The following is a 15,878-nucleotide window of genomic DNA, read 5'->3' on the forward strand; positions in this document are numbered from 1 at the left end:
GCCTCTTGTCCAGAGCGGAAATTATTCTTCAAAGCCGCTCCGCGCGTGCGAGATCGTCTTGCAGGTCCCGCCATCCTTTTCGCCAACCATGCGTTGATCGCGAATGACTGAACCCTTGGCGATGTCGATCTCCCATGCCACCGAGCCTTCATTCAGGCTCGCTTTACCACCGGCAAAGGTGCCTTTCTCCATTCTCTGACTCCCGGAAGCCGGGACATAAACTCCAAATGTCCCGGCGGCTTCATCGAGAGCGAAATTGAATACCTGGGGAATTCCCTTCGAAGTTGGAAATTCGCAACTGAGATATGTCGTTGTGGCAAAGGCAGCAGAGCCTGAAAAAAACAGGGTGGCAACGGCAAATCCTGTTTGTATGATGGCCTTCAATTCCTGAGCCTCATTTGTGTTTTTTCGTCCGACTCACGCTCTGCCTGGTGTTGTCGGAATTTAAAACCCGAGTGACGAATTATGGAATGCTATTTTCGCCGAACCCGCCCCAAATAGTCCAGTTTCTTCACACGGCGGGCGGGCAATCCTTGATATTCGTTGATAGAGGAGCGCCCTTGATGATCTTCTATGGTCACGATGCAAGTCGGCTAAGCGTAGTTTTCGGTGCTCTTTTCCCAGACGAAGCCTTAAGCGGCGACTAATTCGTCAAGATGAGGCCAACTACGACGGAAACTTGTTAGGGCGACCGGGTTCCGGATCCATTCAATCATCCCTGATCAGCATCGTCCGACTGGTCGGGCACCATGTTGGTGCGAACTTGCCGTTCCCCTTGGTGCGACACAGCTTCGTATGAACGGGAGCTACCGCACCAAGAATATAAATGTCAGTGTCCTTTCAAGCACTGCGGAAGGCGGTTTTTGTAGTGGATTTGGCTCGTTTCTTCCCCCTAATCACTCGGTGGCCGTTTGGATCGATCACCAGCCCTGTCAGCTTGGGTTGATACCTGCCAAAAGATGCGGTGACCGACCCAGGAGCTGCTGAATACCTTCATTAGACGCCAACCACCAATCATCCGCCACCTGCGGCCGCCTCCACGATCAGTTTGAGCGAAGGAACATAACATGAGCTGGAACCCCACGCAGAACCCCGAATGCCCGGAAACTGACAGCCTTGACGCAATCGAGACCCTCATCATCCCGCGTACCCGCGATCTCGGCGGGTTCGAAGTGCGCCGTGCATTACCCGCTCCGAAACGGCAGATGGTTGGCCCCTTCATCTTTTTCGATCAGGTGGGACCGGCTGAGTTCCTGACTGGCGGCGGCATCGACGTCCGTCCGCATCCGCATATCGGGTTGGCGACCGTGACCTATCTTTATGAGGGTGCTTTTCACCATCGTGACAGCACCGGCGCCGACCAGATGGTCTACCCCGGTGAGGTGAACTGGATGATCGCCGGTAACGGCGTCACTCATTCCGAGCGCACTAGCGAGGACATGCGCAGCCGTCCCCGCACCGCTTTCGGAATCCAGACCTGGGTCGCACTGCCGGATCACGCGGAAGACACTGCGGCCAGTTTCGAACATCACGGTCGCGAGGCGCTGCCATTCATCGAGGATGAAGGCAAGCAGGTGCGGCTGATCATCGGCTCGGCCTGGGGCGCGCGGGCCCCGGTCAAGACCTTCACCGAGACCTTCTATGCCGATGTCATTCTGTCCGCCGACGCAAGGCTGCCGCTGCCCGACGATCACGAGGATCGCGGCGTCTATGTTGTCGAGGGCAGCATCCTGATCGCCGGAACTCCCTTTGCTGCTGGCCAGATGATGGTGTTCCGTCCCGGCGATCGGATCAGCCTGACAGCAGGCGAGGCAGGCGCGCGGCTTATGGTGCTCGGTGGCGAGACAATGAATGGACCGCGCTATATTTCGTGGAACTTCGTCGCCTCGTCGCAGGAGAAGATCGATGCCGCGAAAGAGGCCTGGCGCAAGGGTGACTGGGAGCATGGTCGCTTTCGTCTACCGCCCGGCGACGAGGCCGAATTCATCCCGCTGCCCGAATAGCTGAAGTGATCGAATCTCGGACCAGGTTCGTTAATCCGTCGGCAACTAATAAATGAGGACGAGAAATGACAAAACCCCAAGCCATCTTTCCCGTCAACAGACATGCTCTTTACGAAGAACATCGCTACTCGGCAGCGATCCGATCAGGCGATCTTCTTTTCGTTTCGGGGCAAGTCGGCAGCCGCGGCGATGGAACACCCGAACCTGATTTCGAACTGCACGTTCGACGATCTCGTGGATGTCATGACGCTCCACACGGATCCGGAGAGCCAGTTCGCAACGATCATGGAAGTCAGGCAGAGGATTTTCACCAGGCTGCCTTATCCCAACTGGACTGCCGTCGGAGTAAACTGGCTGGCCGGGTTCGATTTGGAGATCAAGGTGATCGCACGCATACCGGAGAGCAATTAAGTCCTGAGGCTTTTCATCATCCGCCCACTGTAAGGACGGCCTTTCCTGCGAACTTTCTTTTCAGAAAGTCACGGGCTGTCGTATCGATATCGGCCCAAGGTACAGTCTTTCCGATGACCGGACGGAGACTTCCATCGGACAGCCGCCGCGCAAGACCGGCAAGAATGGCCGACCCATCGGCCGCGTGTTCCTGCCGGGTCAGCTCCTCGAGGAGGAAGAAGCCGTAGAGAACCGTACCGCCATATGCTCCGCCGGATTGAAGGCGGAAGCGGCGGGCGTCAAAGGTTGTGAGTGTATCCTCCGAAGCATCCCCGAAAAGAACGCAGACACCGCGTGATGCCAACCACATTAGCGTCTCGCCCAGAAGCGAGCCTCCGACACCCTCCAGAATCAGGTCGTAGGGCCCGCCCTTCTCGCCGGCCTCGACGCCGACCGCGATATCGTTTGCGCCAAGGCTGCGCAGGAATTCCCCAGTCGAGCCATCCCGCGTGAAGGCGGTCACGTGGGCGCCAGCAGCCGCTGCGAGCTGGATCGCATAAATGCCGACACCGCCCGTGGCCGCCGTGACGAGAACACGGCTTCCTGGACCGATCGCTTTCTTCTGTAATGCGACGGCCGCGGTCAAACCTGCGACAGGCAGCGTCGAGGCTGCTTCAAAGCTCACGTCGCCGGGAATTTTGGCAAGCCGGCTCGTCGGCACGGCGACACGTTCCGCCCAGCCGCCGCTCCATACCAGGCCCACCACGCGATCACCCGGGTGAAAACCGGATCCTTCCGGAGCCGTCTGGACCACGCCGGACAAATCCCATCCGGGTCGATCGCCATCGTTACCTTCATGGATTGCACCGCGAACTTCGCCGTTGTTCAGCGAGAACGCGCGAACCGCGACGATTGCCTCGTCCGGTGCGGCTTCAGGCTCTGTATGTTCGGTAAGGACAAGTTGAGTTTTCGCACCTGTCTTCGAAACTGTAACTGCTTTCAATGAGACACTCCCGATTTAGTATTCGATCAGATTTAGATCCGGTTGCACGCGGCGGGTGAAAACAGGCGCAACGGGTGGTCGCCTCTTGGCCAAAAGCATAACTATTTCGCAGCCGGTCGTTCTTCGCGAACCGTTTTCGCCAGGCAGCCGGTAACAAAACGAATGACCTCCTCCGTAAGTTCCTGATCCTCCGGGGCGCCTCCAAATCCGCCATGCGGCATTGCCTCGAAAACATGCAGCTCTGCCGGAACTCCCGCACGTCTCAGCTTGCGATGAAGTCTCACCGCATTGGAAAGGAACAGATCGCGGGTTCCGCTTTGCAGGAAAGTCGGTGGAAAATTGGCCGATATTTCCCCGAAAAGTGGAGACAGGTAGGGATGAGACAAATCCGCTCCGTTTGCATAGAGCAGATTATTCGACATCAGCGAATTCGGCAGGATGACGTCGATCGTCCGGTTGGTCTGAAAGCTGTCACCCGATTCAGTGAGGTCCACTTCCGGGGAAAGGAGCACGGCACCGGCCGGAAAAGACAGGCCCTCGTCCCGTACCCTCATAATAGCAGCCATCGCCAGGTTACCGCCGGCCGAGCGACCGCTAAACACGACACGGTTTGCGCCATAGCGCTGGATGAGGTGCCTGTAGGTCACGATGCAGTCATCGAGGGCGGCGGGATAAGGGTAATCTGGTGGCATGCGATAGTCGATACCGTAGCAGATCATGCCGTGCCGCTCTGCGTGTATTCGCGCACTTTCCCGACAGGAATCGCCACCGCCAAAAACAAGCGCGCCGCCATGTAGATCGACAAGAGCGCAATCCCGAAGCCTAATATTTTCCGGTGTCGCTACATGAACCGTGGTTTTGCCGAAATGCAGCGTTTCGAGATTTCCTTTCGTTTCCTTCACAGCCTCCGGAAGAGTTTCGGCGTAATACCTGTCGGCAGCGATCTGCATCTGCCGCCATGCCTCATGATCTTGTGGTGATGGTGTTGGAAAGAGCGCGTTGAGCGGTGTTCCCTCGCGTACGGCGGCGTGCAACATTGCCTGCGCTTCGGGGCTTATTGAGGCGGGGACGGGTATTATGCGTTCGTCTATGCGGACGCCCTGTGAAACAATCGGGTTTTGGCCGTCTTTCATTGGAAGTTTCTCCCAATCCATTCGTCGGTCTCGCTGATGCCTTCGTCCGCCAGTCCACGACCGGTTGGAAGCTCACGCAACTCCAGGGGCACCCCATTTATTTTCAATGCGTCAGCCACTGCTGACGCTTCAGGTGCAGATGGATCATCGTGTTTATTGAGCATCGGCGTGTTCATTCCGGAAATACTCACAGCAAAGACGGTCAGGGGGCCATGGACGTTTGCAGAAAGCCCGATCATCAGAGGGGCTTTGAGGAGGGTTGAAGCAGCAGCCGGTTGCTACCCGACATGATGTCCCCGTGGACCTGCTCGGACAGCCGCTCGGCATCGCGCCGGCGAATGTCGGTGGTGGCATCTTCAATATCGGCTTTTCCGTAGCCCAATGCTCGCAAACCTTCGGCTCCCATCAGGTAAGCGGATTCGACCGTTTCACGGATCTGGTAATCGACGCCGACATGGATCAGATTTACCGCGTGTTCTCGATCGTAGCTGCGGACAAGAAGCTTGGCCTGGGCAAACTCGTGTTGCGCCAGTTCCACGATCTTCATCGCGGCCTTTGGATCGTCTACGCAGATCATGATCGCATCGGCTTCCCCCGCACCGGAGTGTCGCAGCGTGTCGAGCCGGGTGCCGTCGCCGAAGAAGACCTTGAATCCATATCGCCCGGCATCGCGGATGCGGTCAGGGTCCTTGTCGATGACAGAAAGCTCGACGCCCTGCGATAGAGGTATCTGTGACGCGATCTGACCGAAGCGTCCGAACCCGATGATGAGGACGCGTCCCTTGAGATCGCGAGCATGATCGACGCCATCCATCGATGCTTCCGTACGAAGCAGAAGGTCGGCCAGTATCGTGAGCAGCGGGGTCAACACCATCGACAGGATCACGACGGTTGCAAACAGCGCGTTCTGCCGTGCATCGATCACGCCGCCCGAAGTTGCCGCCGCATAAAGGACGAAGGCGAATTCGCCGCCCTGGAGAAACATCGACGTGCGATGCAAGGCGTGAGAGCTGGAGCCGCCGAACAGCCGGGCGACGGCATAGACCGCGGCGCCCTTCGCGACCGTGAACGCGCCCAACAGGCCCAGCAGGAGCGGCCATTCGGCCGCGACGACCGAAAGGTTCAGCGACATGCCGACGGCAAGAAAGAAAAGTCCCATCAGCAAGCCGCGAAACGGCTCGATATCGCTTTCGATCTGGTGCCGGTAGCTTGAACCAGAGAGCATCACTCCAGCAAGGAACGCGCCCATCGCCATTGACAATCCGACTGCATCCATCAGCAATGCTGCGCCGAGCACAACAAGCAGCGCGCCTGCCGTCAGCACTTCGCGGGTGTGTGTGCGGGCCAGCAATGCGAAGAACGGATTAAGACCCCAGCGCGATACGCCCGAAAGCACGAGCAGCGCCGCAACGGCCGCGAAGGCGTCAGTCCATCCCGCCTCTCCACGCGAGAGCGGTGAGAGAAAGGCGACCACCGCCAGCAGCGGTACGATCATCAGATCCTCAAACAACAGGATAGCGACCGATTTTTGTCCCTCTGTGCTCGAAACCTCGCCCCGATCCTGCAACACGGACATGATGACGGCGGTCGAGGATAAGACAAACCCCGCCCCGGCGATGAAAGCGACGGTCGCGGAAAGGCCAAGGAGCAAAGCGCCCGTCAGCGCAAGGGCGGCTGTGGCTAAAAAAACCTGGACAAGGCCCAGCCCGAAAATCTGGGCCCGCATCGCCCATAATTTGTTCGGGCGCAGCTCCAGTCCGATCACGAACAGGAACATCACCACGCCAAGCTCGGAAAAATGGAGGATGGATTGGGTATCGGTGAACAACCCCAGCACCGATGGCCCGACGAGAACACCAGCGGCGAAGTAGCCGAGCACCGATCCGAGCCCCAGCCGGCGGAACAATGGCACAGCGACAACAGCCGCTCCCATCAGGACAACTGCCGGTCCAATCGTTTGCCCCAGGCTCACTTCAGCCATCCACGTACCTTTCCTGCTTTGCGTTGGTCATGATCAAAGGGCGTCGGATGATAAGCCGTCCGCCGTGATCGATAGTTGGAAGCGAAGCCCGGCAGGGTGTCCGCCACCTCGCTCAAGCCTTGTCGTGGCCTTCGATGAAGGCCAGCAGATCGGCATTGATCAGTTCGGGATGTGTGGCGAACAGGCCGTGCGACAGGTCGGGATAGGTCTTCAGCGTGCCGTTCGGCAGCAGGTCGATCGCCTTGCGGGCCGAAGCGTCGATCGGCACCACCTGATCGTCTTCGCCGTGCATCAGCAGAACCGGCTTCGAAACGGCCTTCAGGTCCTCGGTGAAATCCGTCTCCGAGAAGGCCGAGATGCAGTCGTAGTGCGCTTTTGCACCGCCCATCATACCCTGCCGCCACCAGTTGCGGATCAGTCCCTCGCTTACTTCGGCGCCTTCTCGGTTGAAGCCGTAGAAGGGGCCGGTCGGGACATCGAGGAAGAACTGCGCGCGATTGCGCAGGAGCGCCTCGCGAAATCCATCGAATACCTGCATCGGCAGGCCACCGGGATAACGCGGTGTCGCCAGCATGATCGGCGGCACCGCGCCGATCAGAACGGCCTTCGACACACGACCAGGCTCGCTGCGAGCGACATAACGGATCACCTCGCCGCCGCCGGTCGAGTGCCCGACGTGAACCGCGTCCTTCAGATCGAGCTCCTGGGCGAGCGCCGCGACGTCAGACGCGTATGTGTCCATCTCGTTTCCTGTATCGGTCTGGTCGGAGCGACCGTGACCGCGCCGGTCGTGCGCGATGACGCGATAGCCTTTGCCGAGGAAGAACAGCATCTGGTTGTCCCAGTCGTCTGCGCTGAGTGGCCAGCCGTGATGGAACACGATGGGCTGCGCGTCTTTCGAACCCCAGTCCTTGTAGAAGATCCGGGTGCCGTCCTGCACGGTAATCGTCGTCATGATGTTCTTTCCTTTCCTCAGGTTTTCGGATGGGTAGACCGGGCTGCCACTGGTTGATCATGGGCATGCGGATGTTCTTGTTGCTTCTTTGGATCAGTCCAGACCGACGAGTTGCAGGCGCAGCGTCCGGACCATGCGAAGCATCTGCTCGGTGTGGTGGCCTGAGCCCGCCGTTCAGCTGCAGGCTGTAAGTCCTAGTCTGTCGCGACAAGCCAGTTCGAAACATGAGAAGCGTGAGAGTGACGGTCGTCATGTCCCTGCACTCCAGACAGGCGCATTTCGCTCAAACGATTCGATCAGCAACTCTGAAAGGATGCGCACCTTTTGTGCCGGATGCGGACTGGGTGGGCGCACGACGTGGACAGTGCCGACCGGCAGTGGATATGCGGTCATGACCGGTACGAGCGCGCCGGATGCAAGGTAATGTTGCGTGACACAGTCGGGAAGCCATGCAAGGCCAAGTCCGGCCGCGGCAGCATTGGCAAGTGCCATGCCGTTTTCGGTTTTGAACCGTCCTTGCGGTTGCACGGTGACGATTTTGTCTCCATCCACGAACCGCCATGTTTCAGCTCCAACCAAAGCTTGGTGAGAACTGATCTCATCCGGTGTTTCCGGCGAGCCATGCATCCTGATATAGTCAGGGCTTGCGACCAACTGCCCATAGATCTGACCAACTCGCCTCGCGATCAGGTTCGAATCACGCAGTGCGCCGACCCGGATCGCACAGTCAAATCCCTCTGCGATCAAATCCACGAAGCGATCACTGTAGTCGGCCTGTATTTGCAGCTTTGGATGAAGCCATGCCATCCGCGAAAGCACGGGCGCAAAATGCACAGGCCCCGATGTCAGTGGCACGGCGACCCGCAAGCGTCCGCGCAGGTCACCGGTCGGCAATATCTCGTCTTTTGCCGCATCGATTTCGGCGCAAACCTTTGCCGCATGTTCGCGAAATGCAACCCCGGCCTCCGTCAGCGCGGCACCACGGGTCGTTCGCGCAAGAAGCTGGATACCCAGGGATCCCTCGAGCCGGATAAGGCGGCGACTGACCATTGACTTCGATATCCCGAGCCGACGCGCCGCGGGAGAAACGCCGCAGGCGTCGGCAACCTCGACAAATGTCCGCAGATCCTCGATATCCATATGGTCACCCCGCTTCGATTTCGTTTCTCGATCAGATTTTTGTCGCAGCCCTCACAATTGGTGCGACCTCGGTGCCGAGAAGCTCGATCGAGCGTTTCATTGCCGCCGTTTCCAGAGAGGCGGTGCTCATCTGAAAGGTGATGCGCGATAGACCGCCCAGCGCCTGGCTGGCCCGAAGCATCTTCTCGGCAACCGTCGCCGGGGCGCCGATCAGGAAGGCGCCTTTGGGCCCCGCCATGTCTTCGAACTGCTGACGCGTCGGAGGCGACCAGCCACGTTCGCGTCCGACCCTGGCCGTCAGATGCGCCCAACCCGGGAAGAAGCCGTCCCTTGCCGCCACGTCGGTCTCGCCGACGAAGCCCATCGCATGAACGCCCACCTTGAGCTTTTCGGGACTGTGCCCCGCGCGCAGGCCGGCCTCGCGATAGAGATCGACGAGCGGGCGAAACCGTTCAAATGTTCCTCCAATGATCGCCACCATCAGCGGAAGGCCGAGCGCGCCGGCACGCGCGAAGGACTGCGGCGTGCCGCCGACGCCGATCCATAGAGGCAGTCGCGATTGGTGGGGCCTCGGAAAGACCCCCTGACCGTTCAACGCCGGGCGGAAACGGCCCTCCCAGACGGGATTGCTTGTCTCGCCGAGCTTCAGGAACAGGTCGAGCTTCTCGGCGAAGAGTTCGTCATATGCCCGTGTGTCCAGGCCGAAAAGCGGAAAGGCCTCGCCGAACGAACCACGGCCGACGACGAGCTCGGCGCGCCCTTTGGAAATCAGGTCGAGGGTCGCGAATTCCTGGAAGAGTCTTACAGGATCGGCGGCGCCCAATACCGTTACCGCGCTCGTCAATCGAATCTGGTCGGTGCGCGCCGCAGCTGCGGCAAGTATGATCGCCGGTGCGGAATCGAGGAATTCGGCGCGATGATGCTCGCCGATGCCGAATACGTCGAGCCCGACCTTGTCGGCGACCTCCACTTCCTCAAGAAGATCGGCCATGCGGTCGGTCGCCGAAGGGAGCTTTCCTGTCGTCGGATCAGGAAGGATTGCGGCAAAACTGTCGACACCAATTTCCATGAAGGCTCCTTCGAAACTTGTTTGGTTGATGACGGGCGGCGAGGGGAGGTCGCTGCTCACCCCCCCGGCACCCAATATCGCTTAGCGGGATAGTCGTCACATTTGCGGTCGCCATTGCCGTTTCACAATGGTCTCCGGCATCGATGTAAACTCTGCCTCGCTGTCGACCGGTGTTGACGGATGCGACGGGGAGGGCGCTTGCGGTTGCACGCCCTTCCCCTCCCGATAGCCGGTTCGGATCAGGCGGTTTTGCCCGGCACAGGCGTATTGAGCAGCTGCTGCTCCCAGAGATAGGCGATGCCGCTGCCGGCGAAGTGCTGGATGAGGATCTCGGTCAGCTGCTCGACATGCCCGGTGCGGGCCCAATCGCGTTGCCATTCGCCAGCGAGCGCCATTACTGTCATCGGGTTTGCACCAGCCGCGATCATCCGCTGGATAGCGACTTCGTGAGACTCCTTCGAAATCCCGCCCGATGCGTCGGTAATCACGGTCACGTCCCAGCCTTCGCCGGCGGCCTGGATCACAGGCATCGCCACGCAGACCTCGGTCCACAGGCCGGCGATGATCAGCTGCTTGCGGCCGGTCGCCTTGACGACGTTCACCACATTCTCATCCTGCCAGGTGTTCACCCAGGTGCGATCGATGACCTCCTGGCCCGGAAATACGTCGGTGATCTGCTTGAAGAGAAGACCGCCGCGCGCAGCGATGACACTGGTCAGAATGGTCGGAACATCGAAGGCTTTTGCCAGCTTCGCCAGCGCAGTCGTGCTGTTGACCACAGCTTGCGGATCGTGGCTGTTCAGGTTCGCCAGCTGGTAAGGCTGGTGGTCGATCAGAACGAGGACGGAGTCTTCGGGGCGGAGAAGGGAATCAAGGCCGTTACGAAAGGTCATGGTATCATCCTGTGTTAGCGGTTCACTGGAGCGCTTTTGCTCAAAAGACATGCGCCCTTCGAGGCGGCGCGACAGGACGAAACTTGTCATTCCCGTTTGTGATGCGGTAGTCCTTGTTTGCGCTAAGCTGTGTCGCAGAATGGGGAACGCCGAGTGGATATCGGAGATCTCCGGACATTCGTCGAGGTTGCTGATGCGGGCGGCATCACATCGGCCGCGTTGCGGCCTGGCGTCTCCAAGTCGATGGTCAGCCGACGGCTCGTGCGGCTTGAAGCGGAGCTTGGGGTGCAGCTTCTGGCGCGATCCACCGACCTCGTCCGCCTCGGCAACGAACCCAGCCCAGACTGATGTTACCGCGTCTTCGGGAACGGTTTTGTACCTAACGCGAGCCGGTCACCCGGCGTCCAGCGGGACGATGCTGCCGCCTTCCGCGTGCAACCGGGACAGATAGGTGGCGTGATCGAGAACCTGAAAAGGAAAATACAGCCCTGCCGGGGTCGGTCCATTACCATCCAGCCCGATCAGTCGTTCGAGGATCATGCTGACGCCCAGTGCAGTCAAGGGCGCTGCGCCGCCCGGATGAAACACTGCATGGCGGTTGCGAAGCGGCTGCCCGTCGTGATCCTCGCCTGCCAGTTCGATGATGATCTCCGTCGACTTGGGTTTGCCGCGACGACGGGACGTACTCACGCCGGTCGCAATGTTGAACTGTACATTCGGCGCCCCGGTCGCCGTCGCGAGGCCGACAACATCGATAGACGAAAAGCCTGTCCCAGCCATTTGGGTACCATCGATTGCACGGAACTCGGCCTTCGCATTATCTTCCCTACGCCAGACATAGCTGCCGTCACGACGGGTGAGGGCGGCCGGCATCATCCGGTTCAAGCGCTCAAAATCCTCGGCGACAGCCGGCCCGCCACCATCCTGCTCATCGACAAGGGCACCGATCGTGATCTCGTGGAGTCGTGCAAACGGTTTGGCGCATGTGAACGTGGCGACGGTTGTGGCACCGACGAGCCACTCATAGCCGAGGACGACTGCCGCAGCGTCTGGCGCGTGCATATAGGTTGCGACTTCGGGAGCAATTTCATAGACGCCTGACGAAATGCCCAGATGGGGTATCCTGCGACTTTGAGCGAAGCGCAGGCTGGCCACTCGTTCGTCTGCATAAAAAATCGCGACGGCACTGACCTCGCGATCACCGAGACCGAGATTCTCAGCATGCGTGTCGATCAAGATGCCCTCTGCTTGCCCGATCTCGCTCGCGGCGCTGCGGCTTTTGATCAGATCGCGTCCTCCAATCAATAAAGGAACATCGGGGTAAACGGAGCGAAGTGCACGGGCAGTCAGGCGCCCGATCGCGCCCGTGCCGCCCATCAGGAGAATAGGATGGGAAATCATTGTCATATATCCTCACTTGGCATAACCTACGAATGGTAGGTTATGCCTACTAAAAGTAGGTTTTGCAAGGACTCGACAGTGACAAGCACTTCCAATCACGTTGCCACACAGACCTCATCGCATAGGCTTTCCAAAGGAGAGAGACGACGGCAACTGCTCGATACCGCATTGTTGATCGTCCGCGATGAAGGTGCAGACCGCCTGACGCTGGGCAATCTCGCCTCCTGTGCCGGAATCTCGAAACCGGTGGTGTACGAACATTTCGGCACCCGTTCAGGTCTGCTGATCGAGCTTTACCGGTGGATTGACGACGAGCGGGTAAAGGCGTTTCGAACCGCGATGGCAGCCGGCGGGCGAAGTTTGGAGGAAACCATTCGGTTGCTGGCGGAAGCCTACATCCGTTGCGCTGCCGACATGACGGATGAATTTCACACTGTTGGCGCTGCCTTAACCGGAAGCGAGGAAAAAGTCGTCGTATTTCAGGAATTGCTCGACAATTCGGTTCAGATGTTCGCTGCAGTCCTTAAGCCCTTCGACACTCTATCTACAGGGGATCTGGAGAAGCGTTGCATTGGCTTCGTCGGCGCGGGAGAAGCGCTTTCATCGGCTGTGGTACGTCAGACTTTGTGCCAGGGCGAAGCTGTCGAGGTCTTTGCATCGCTGATCGCTGGCGGAATGGTTGCACCATAAATTATCAGGCCCGGAAAGATCTGAGTGGAGGTCCCGTCCGAGGGAAATGCCGAGAGAAATCGGCACCTCCGTACTGCCTTCGACGTGGATCGTCCGCATATTGTCAAAGTGACGAATGACCGCGTTCGAGCCCAGATGAGCGTCCTGTTCGTGCTGTCCGCGGTTCAGACTGCTGCCTGATCTTCGCGTGCGTCATAGCTGCTCTGGCAATCCTTAATCACATCGATGTGCTCAACAGTCCAGTCGAACAGGACCGAGAACGGCCCTTGCAGCGACCGCCCGAGCGGCGTCAGCGCATATTCGACGCCGAGCACGCGCCCGTTCAGAACCCTGCGGGTCAACATGCCATTGCGCTCGAGCTTGCGCAGCGTCTGGGTCAGCACGCGCTGGGTGACGCCATCGAGACGGCGTTTGATCGCATTGAAGCGACGAGGCTCGCTGAGCACCGCCAGCACCATCATGGACCACTTGTCGGCGATCTGGTCGAGGATCACCCGGCTCGGGCAGTCGGCACGGTAGACGGGATCGTTTTCACTTGTTGGTTCATCCATCGGTATCCTCCGGCATCCCTGGGATGCTTCAGGTGCGTAATTGACGCTAGGTATCCGACGAATACTTTAGGGTCAACGGTGCAAAACATCAGCACCAGAGTTTCCCGAAGAACAGAGACCTTACATATGACAGACACAGATTTCCGCCGGCTCCGGATTTCCCGGGTAGACGGTGTTGCGACGATCACCATCGACAATCCGCCGGTAAATGTTCTCGATGTCCCCCTGATGAGCGAAATACGGCGCTTTCTTCTCTCCGTTCGTGACGATCCTGACACGCACGTGCTGGTTTTCCAGAGCGCAGACCCGGATTTCTTCATTGCCCATGTCGACATGACATTGATCGATGAGCCGCGCGCCTTCGACGATTTTGTTCGCGAGGCCCCGGAAGGCCTTAACCCGTTCCAGGCGTTTGGTGAACTTCTGCGCGAACAGCCGCAGGTGACGATCGTCAAGCTCGCCGGGCTGGCGCGCGGGGGCGGGGCGGAGTTCGTCACGGCGGCCGACATGACATTTGCCGCCGAGGGTCGAGCCGGACTTGCCCAATGCGAGGCGTTGATGGGCATCACGCCGGGCGGCGGCGCTACCCAGTATCTGTCCAGCCGGATGACGCGCGGCCGTGCCCTTGAAGTGATCCTTGGCGCCGATCTCATCGATGCCGGAACGGCGGAACGTTATGGCTGGATCAATCGGGCATTACCTCCCTCGGAACTCGATAACTTCGTCGACCGGTTGGCACGCAACATCGCCGCTTTACCAGAAGGCGTCATCGCCGCCGCCAAAAAGGCGGTGCCACCCGCAGACTTGCGCGAGGGCTTCAGTCGCGAGCACGACGCCTGGGCGGGGTTGTTCGCGCGCCCTGCGGCCGAAAAACTCATTCGGGGCGGGCTTAAGGCAGGAGCACAGACCAGGGACGGTGAGCGAAACCTGGAGGGTCTGCTCCGTGCGTTGGGGGTTTGACGTCAAGGCGTCGCCGGACGTTCCGCATCTTGCAACACAGTTCAACAGGTCTTGAGACTAAGCGTCGTTACTGGAGAACATTAAGTTAGCGGGACAGGCGGTCGAGTGTCTTTCGCATCTTGTGAGAACCGTTGGGGCCTGGGTCGACTACGTAGAAAAGGAAAAACACATGATTGATCTGAACGGGAAACGTGCATTGGTAACCGGAGGGTCGCGAGGCATCGGTGCCGCGATCGCATTGGCTCTCGCCGAGAACGGCGCTGACGTGGCGTTTACGTATCAGCGCTCGGCTGAAAAAGCTGCCACGGTGGCCAAGTCCATTGAGGATACGGGGCGTCGCGCGGTTGCTATTCAAGCCGATAGTGCCGATCCCGAGGCGATCACGCGTGCAGCCAGTGATGCCATCACGGTACTTGGTGGTCTCGATATCCTCGTCAACAGCGCGGCGATCGGCCACTCCGGAATGATCGTTGACCTCGATGTAGCCGACTATCAAACGTTGATGGACGTCAACGTGCGAGCGCCAGTGCTGTTCGCGAAGGCTGTCATTCCGCATCTTTCCGCCGGCGGGCGTATCATCTCCATCGGATCGGGTCTCGGTGAGCGGGTTCCATTCCCGGGCGTAACGGCTTATGCGATGTCGAAGGCCGCACTGACCTCTTTCACCCGCGGGCTGTCGCGCGAACTTGGTCCGAACGGCATTACCGTAAATCTCGTGCAGCCCGGATCCGTGGATACGGAGGCAAATCCGGCGGACGGTGCGGCTGCTGATTTCCAGCGGAGCCTCACGTCGCTGGGGCGCTTCGGCGCACCACGCGAAATCGCGAACGCTGTGGTCTTTCTCGCAAGTCCTGCCGCGAGCCTGATTACGGGTGCCATCTTGACGGCAGACGCGGGCGCGATAGCCTGACTGCGCTCTTCCGTATGCCGAGGAGCAACCGTCGTTCCCTTGCATGATTGGCGTGTGAACTGCCATCCGGCAAAGCAGGCTGGGTGATGCGCGCTGCCGCACCGCATGATCGTGATCTCCTGGCCCGCTATTTCGCCTCGCTGACGATGAAGGGTTGCTCCGCCAAGCGGTCAATCCGCAGTCGTAGCGTGGATACCGGGCCAACGGCGGCGAACGTCCTAAGGCCGGCCATCTCGACGATCGCCTTGATTGTCGGCTTCCCGGCGCCGTGGCCGGCCCGCGTGTCGACCCTGAGGATCCTTGGCTTATCACCGGGCTTTGCGGCCTGGAGCGCCGCAATTTATTTGAGGCTGCGAGCCGACACGATGCGATCGTCGGTATCAGCCGTCGTGACCGGGATCGGCCGGATAGGGCGTGCCCGAGCGGATCGTGTGATAAGGCGAACAGGACAGGAGAATGCGGAAGTCGGCTTCCTTCCCAGGATCGCCGTGGTCAGGTCAACGTAGTTTCGGGCGCTCCCCGGAAGGTGTCAAGACATCCTTGATCGACCTCCCGTTCTGCGTTTTGCAACAGAGTTTCGCATTTGGGGAGACTATGCTGCCCGTATATGCACGACTAGCTTCCAGACCACGAGTTCTCATGAACGCGGGCGCTGTACCCCAAAATATGGCACAGGGCCCCTGGGTGGGCGATTTGAATTACGAAGTATGAACGTCGCTTCCAGCAGGGCGCATAGTCCTGCAACCGTTGCGGGGACGGTCTCTCCAACCGGGTCCGGAGCGACCAAAATTGAAGCAGG

The 15,878-nt window shown here is 59.4% G+C and carries 16 protein-coding genes and 1 pseudogene; 6 read left to right on the forward strand and 11 right to left on the reverse strand.

Features of this window, described 5'->3' with window-relative positions:
• Positions 1–21 precede the first annotated feature (21 nt).
• Positions 22–384 (reverse strand): hypothetical protein, encoded by a 363-nt coding sequence (locus O3S81_RS19035; protein WP_269345720.1) that lies wholly within the window; start codon positions 382–384, stop codon positions 22–24.
• A gap of 683 nt (positions 385–1,067) precedes the next feature.
• Between O3S81_RS19035 and O3S81_RS19040 the strand changes: the two genes are divergently transcribed.
• Both O3S81_RS19040 and O3S81_RS19045 read left to right on the forward strand, forming a co-directional pair.
• Entirely contained in the window at positions 1,068–2,003 is a 936-nt protein-coding gene (locus tag O3S81_RS19040) for a pirin family protein (protein WP_269345722.1), read from the forward strand.
• 65 nt (positions 2,004–2,068) lie between these two features.
• A pseudogene (locus O3S81_RS19045) lies at positions 2,069–2,414 on the forward strand (RidA family protein).
• Between the two features lie 16 nt (positions 2,415–2,430).
• Here the strand turns inward: O3S81_RS19045 and O3S81_RS19050 are convergent.
• The 8 genes from O3S81_RS19050 to O3S81_RS19085 form a co-directional block, all read right to left on the reverse strand.
• A complete protein-coding gene (locus tag O3S81_RS19050; RefSeq protein WP_269345723.1) occupies positions 2,431–3,396 on the reverse strand; it encodes a zinc-binding dehydrogenase in 966 nt (321 codons plus the stop codon).
• A 101-nt stretch (positions 3,397–3,497) separates the two neighbouring features.
• Positions 3,498–4,529: an alpha/beta hydrolase gene (locus tag O3S81_RS19055; protein WP_269345725.1), complete on the reverse strand. Its 1,032-nt coding sequence runs from the start codon at positions 4,527–4,529 to the stop codon at positions 3,498–3,500.
• Entirely contained in the window at positions 4,526–4,768 is a 243-nt protein-coding gene (locus O3S81_RS19060; RefSeq protein ID WP_269345726.1) for a hypothetical protein, read from the reverse strand. The genes O3S81_RS19055 and O3S81_RS19060 overlap by 4 nt, the downstream gene beginning before the upstream one ends.
• Positions 4,768–6,510: a monovalent cation:proton antiporter-2 (CPA2) family protein gene (locus O3S81_RS19065; protein ID WP_269345728.1), complete on the reverse strand. Its 1,743-nt coding sequence runs from the start codon at positions 6,508–6,510 to the stop codon at positions 4,768–4,770. The genes O3S81_RS19060 and O3S81_RS19065 overlap by 1 nt, the downstream gene beginning before the upstream one ends.
• Before the next feature lie 112 nt (positions 6,511–6,622).
• Positions 6,623–7,465, reverse strand: coding sequence for an alpha/beta fold hydrolase (locus O3S81_RS19070; protein ID WP_269345730.1), 843 nt, complete (start codon positions 7,463–7,465; stop codon positions 6,623–6,625).
• Positions 7,466–7,714: 249 nt separating this feature from the next.
• A complete protein-coding gene (locus O3S81_RS19075; RefSeq protein WP_269345732.1) occupies positions 7,715–8,605 on the reverse strand; it encodes a LysR family transcriptional regulator in 891 nt (296 codons plus the stop codon).
• A 31-nt stretch (positions 8,606–8,636) separates the two neighbouring features.
• Positions 8,637–9,674, reverse strand: a complete 1,038-nt coding sequence (locus tag O3S81_RS19080) for an Atu2307/SP_0267 family LLM class monooxygenase (protein WP_269345785.1) — start codon at positions 9,672–9,674, stop codon at positions 8,637–8,639.
• A gap of 239 nt (positions 9,675–9,913) precedes the next feature.
• Positions 9,914–10,567 carry a hydrolase gene (locus O3S81_RS19085; RefSeq protein WP_269345786.1) on the reverse strand — a complete coding sequence of 218 codons (654 nt, stop codon included), beginning with the start codon at positions 10,565–10,567 and terminating at the stop codon, positions 9,914–9,916.
• Between the two features lie 153 nt (positions 10,568–10,720).
• On the opposite strand from O3S81_RS19085, the gene O3S81_RS19090 reads away from it, so the two are divergent.
• The gene (locus O3S81_RS19090) at positions 10,721–10,915 is read left to right on the forward strand and encodes a helix-turn-helix domain-containing protein (RefSeq protein ID WP_269345734.1); all 195 of its coding nucleotides are present in this window, start codon (positions 10,721–10,723) and stop codon (positions 10,913–10,915) included.
• Between the two features lie 45 nt (positions 10,916–10,960).
• Here the strand turns inward: O3S81_RS19090 and O3S81_RS19095 are convergent, their stop codons facing one another.
• A complete protein-coding gene (locus O3S81_RS19095) occupies positions 10,961–11,974 on the reverse strand; it encodes an NAD(P)-dependent oxidoreductase (protein WP_269345735.1) in 1,014 nt (337 codons plus the stop codon).
• 72 nt (positions 11,975–12,046) lie between these two features.
• On the opposite strand from O3S81_RS19095, the gene O3S81_RS19100 reads away from it, so the two are divergent.
• Positions 12,047–12,658: a TetR/AcrR family transcriptional regulator gene (locus O3S81_RS19100; protein ID WP_269345737.1), complete on the forward strand. Its 612-nt coding sequence runs from the start codon at positions 12,047–12,049 to the stop codon at positions 12,656–12,658.
• 164 nt (positions 12,659–12,822) lie between these two features.
• Here O3S81_RS19100 and O3S81_RS19105 read toward each other — a convergent pair whose 3' ends face one another.
• Positions 12,823–13,209, reverse strand: coding sequence for a winged helix-turn-helix transcriptional regulator (locus O3S81_RS19105; RefSeq protein ID WP_269345739.1), 387 nt, complete (start codon positions 13,207–13,209; stop codon positions 12,823–12,825).
• 126 nt (positions 13,210–13,335) lie between these two features.
• Here O3S81_RS19105 and O3S81_RS19110 point away from each other — a divergent pair, with 126 nt between their 5' ends.
• Both O3S81_RS19110 and O3S81_RS19115 read left to right on the forward strand, forming a co-directional pair.
• Complete coding sequence (locus O3S81_RS19110; RefSeq protein ID WP_269345741.1) at positions 13,336–14,169, forward strand: enoyl-CoA hydratase/isomerase family protein; 834 nt, start codon at positions 13,336–13,338, stop codon at positions 14,167–14,169.
• A 169-nt stretch (positions 14,170–14,338) separates the two neighbouring features.
• Entirely contained in the window at positions 14,339–15,079 is a 741-nt protein-coding gene (locus O3S81_RS19115) for an SDR family NAD(P)-dependent oxidoreductase (protein ID WP_269345742.1), read from the forward strand.
• The last annotated feature ends 799 nt before the right edge of the window (positions 15,080–15,878 follow it).

This window comes from Agrobacterium sp. SOY23 (assembly GCF_027212525.1).
GTDB lineage: Bacteria > Pseudomonadota > Alphaproteobacteria > Rhizobiales > Rhizobiaceae > Agrobacterium > Agrobacterium tumefaciens_I.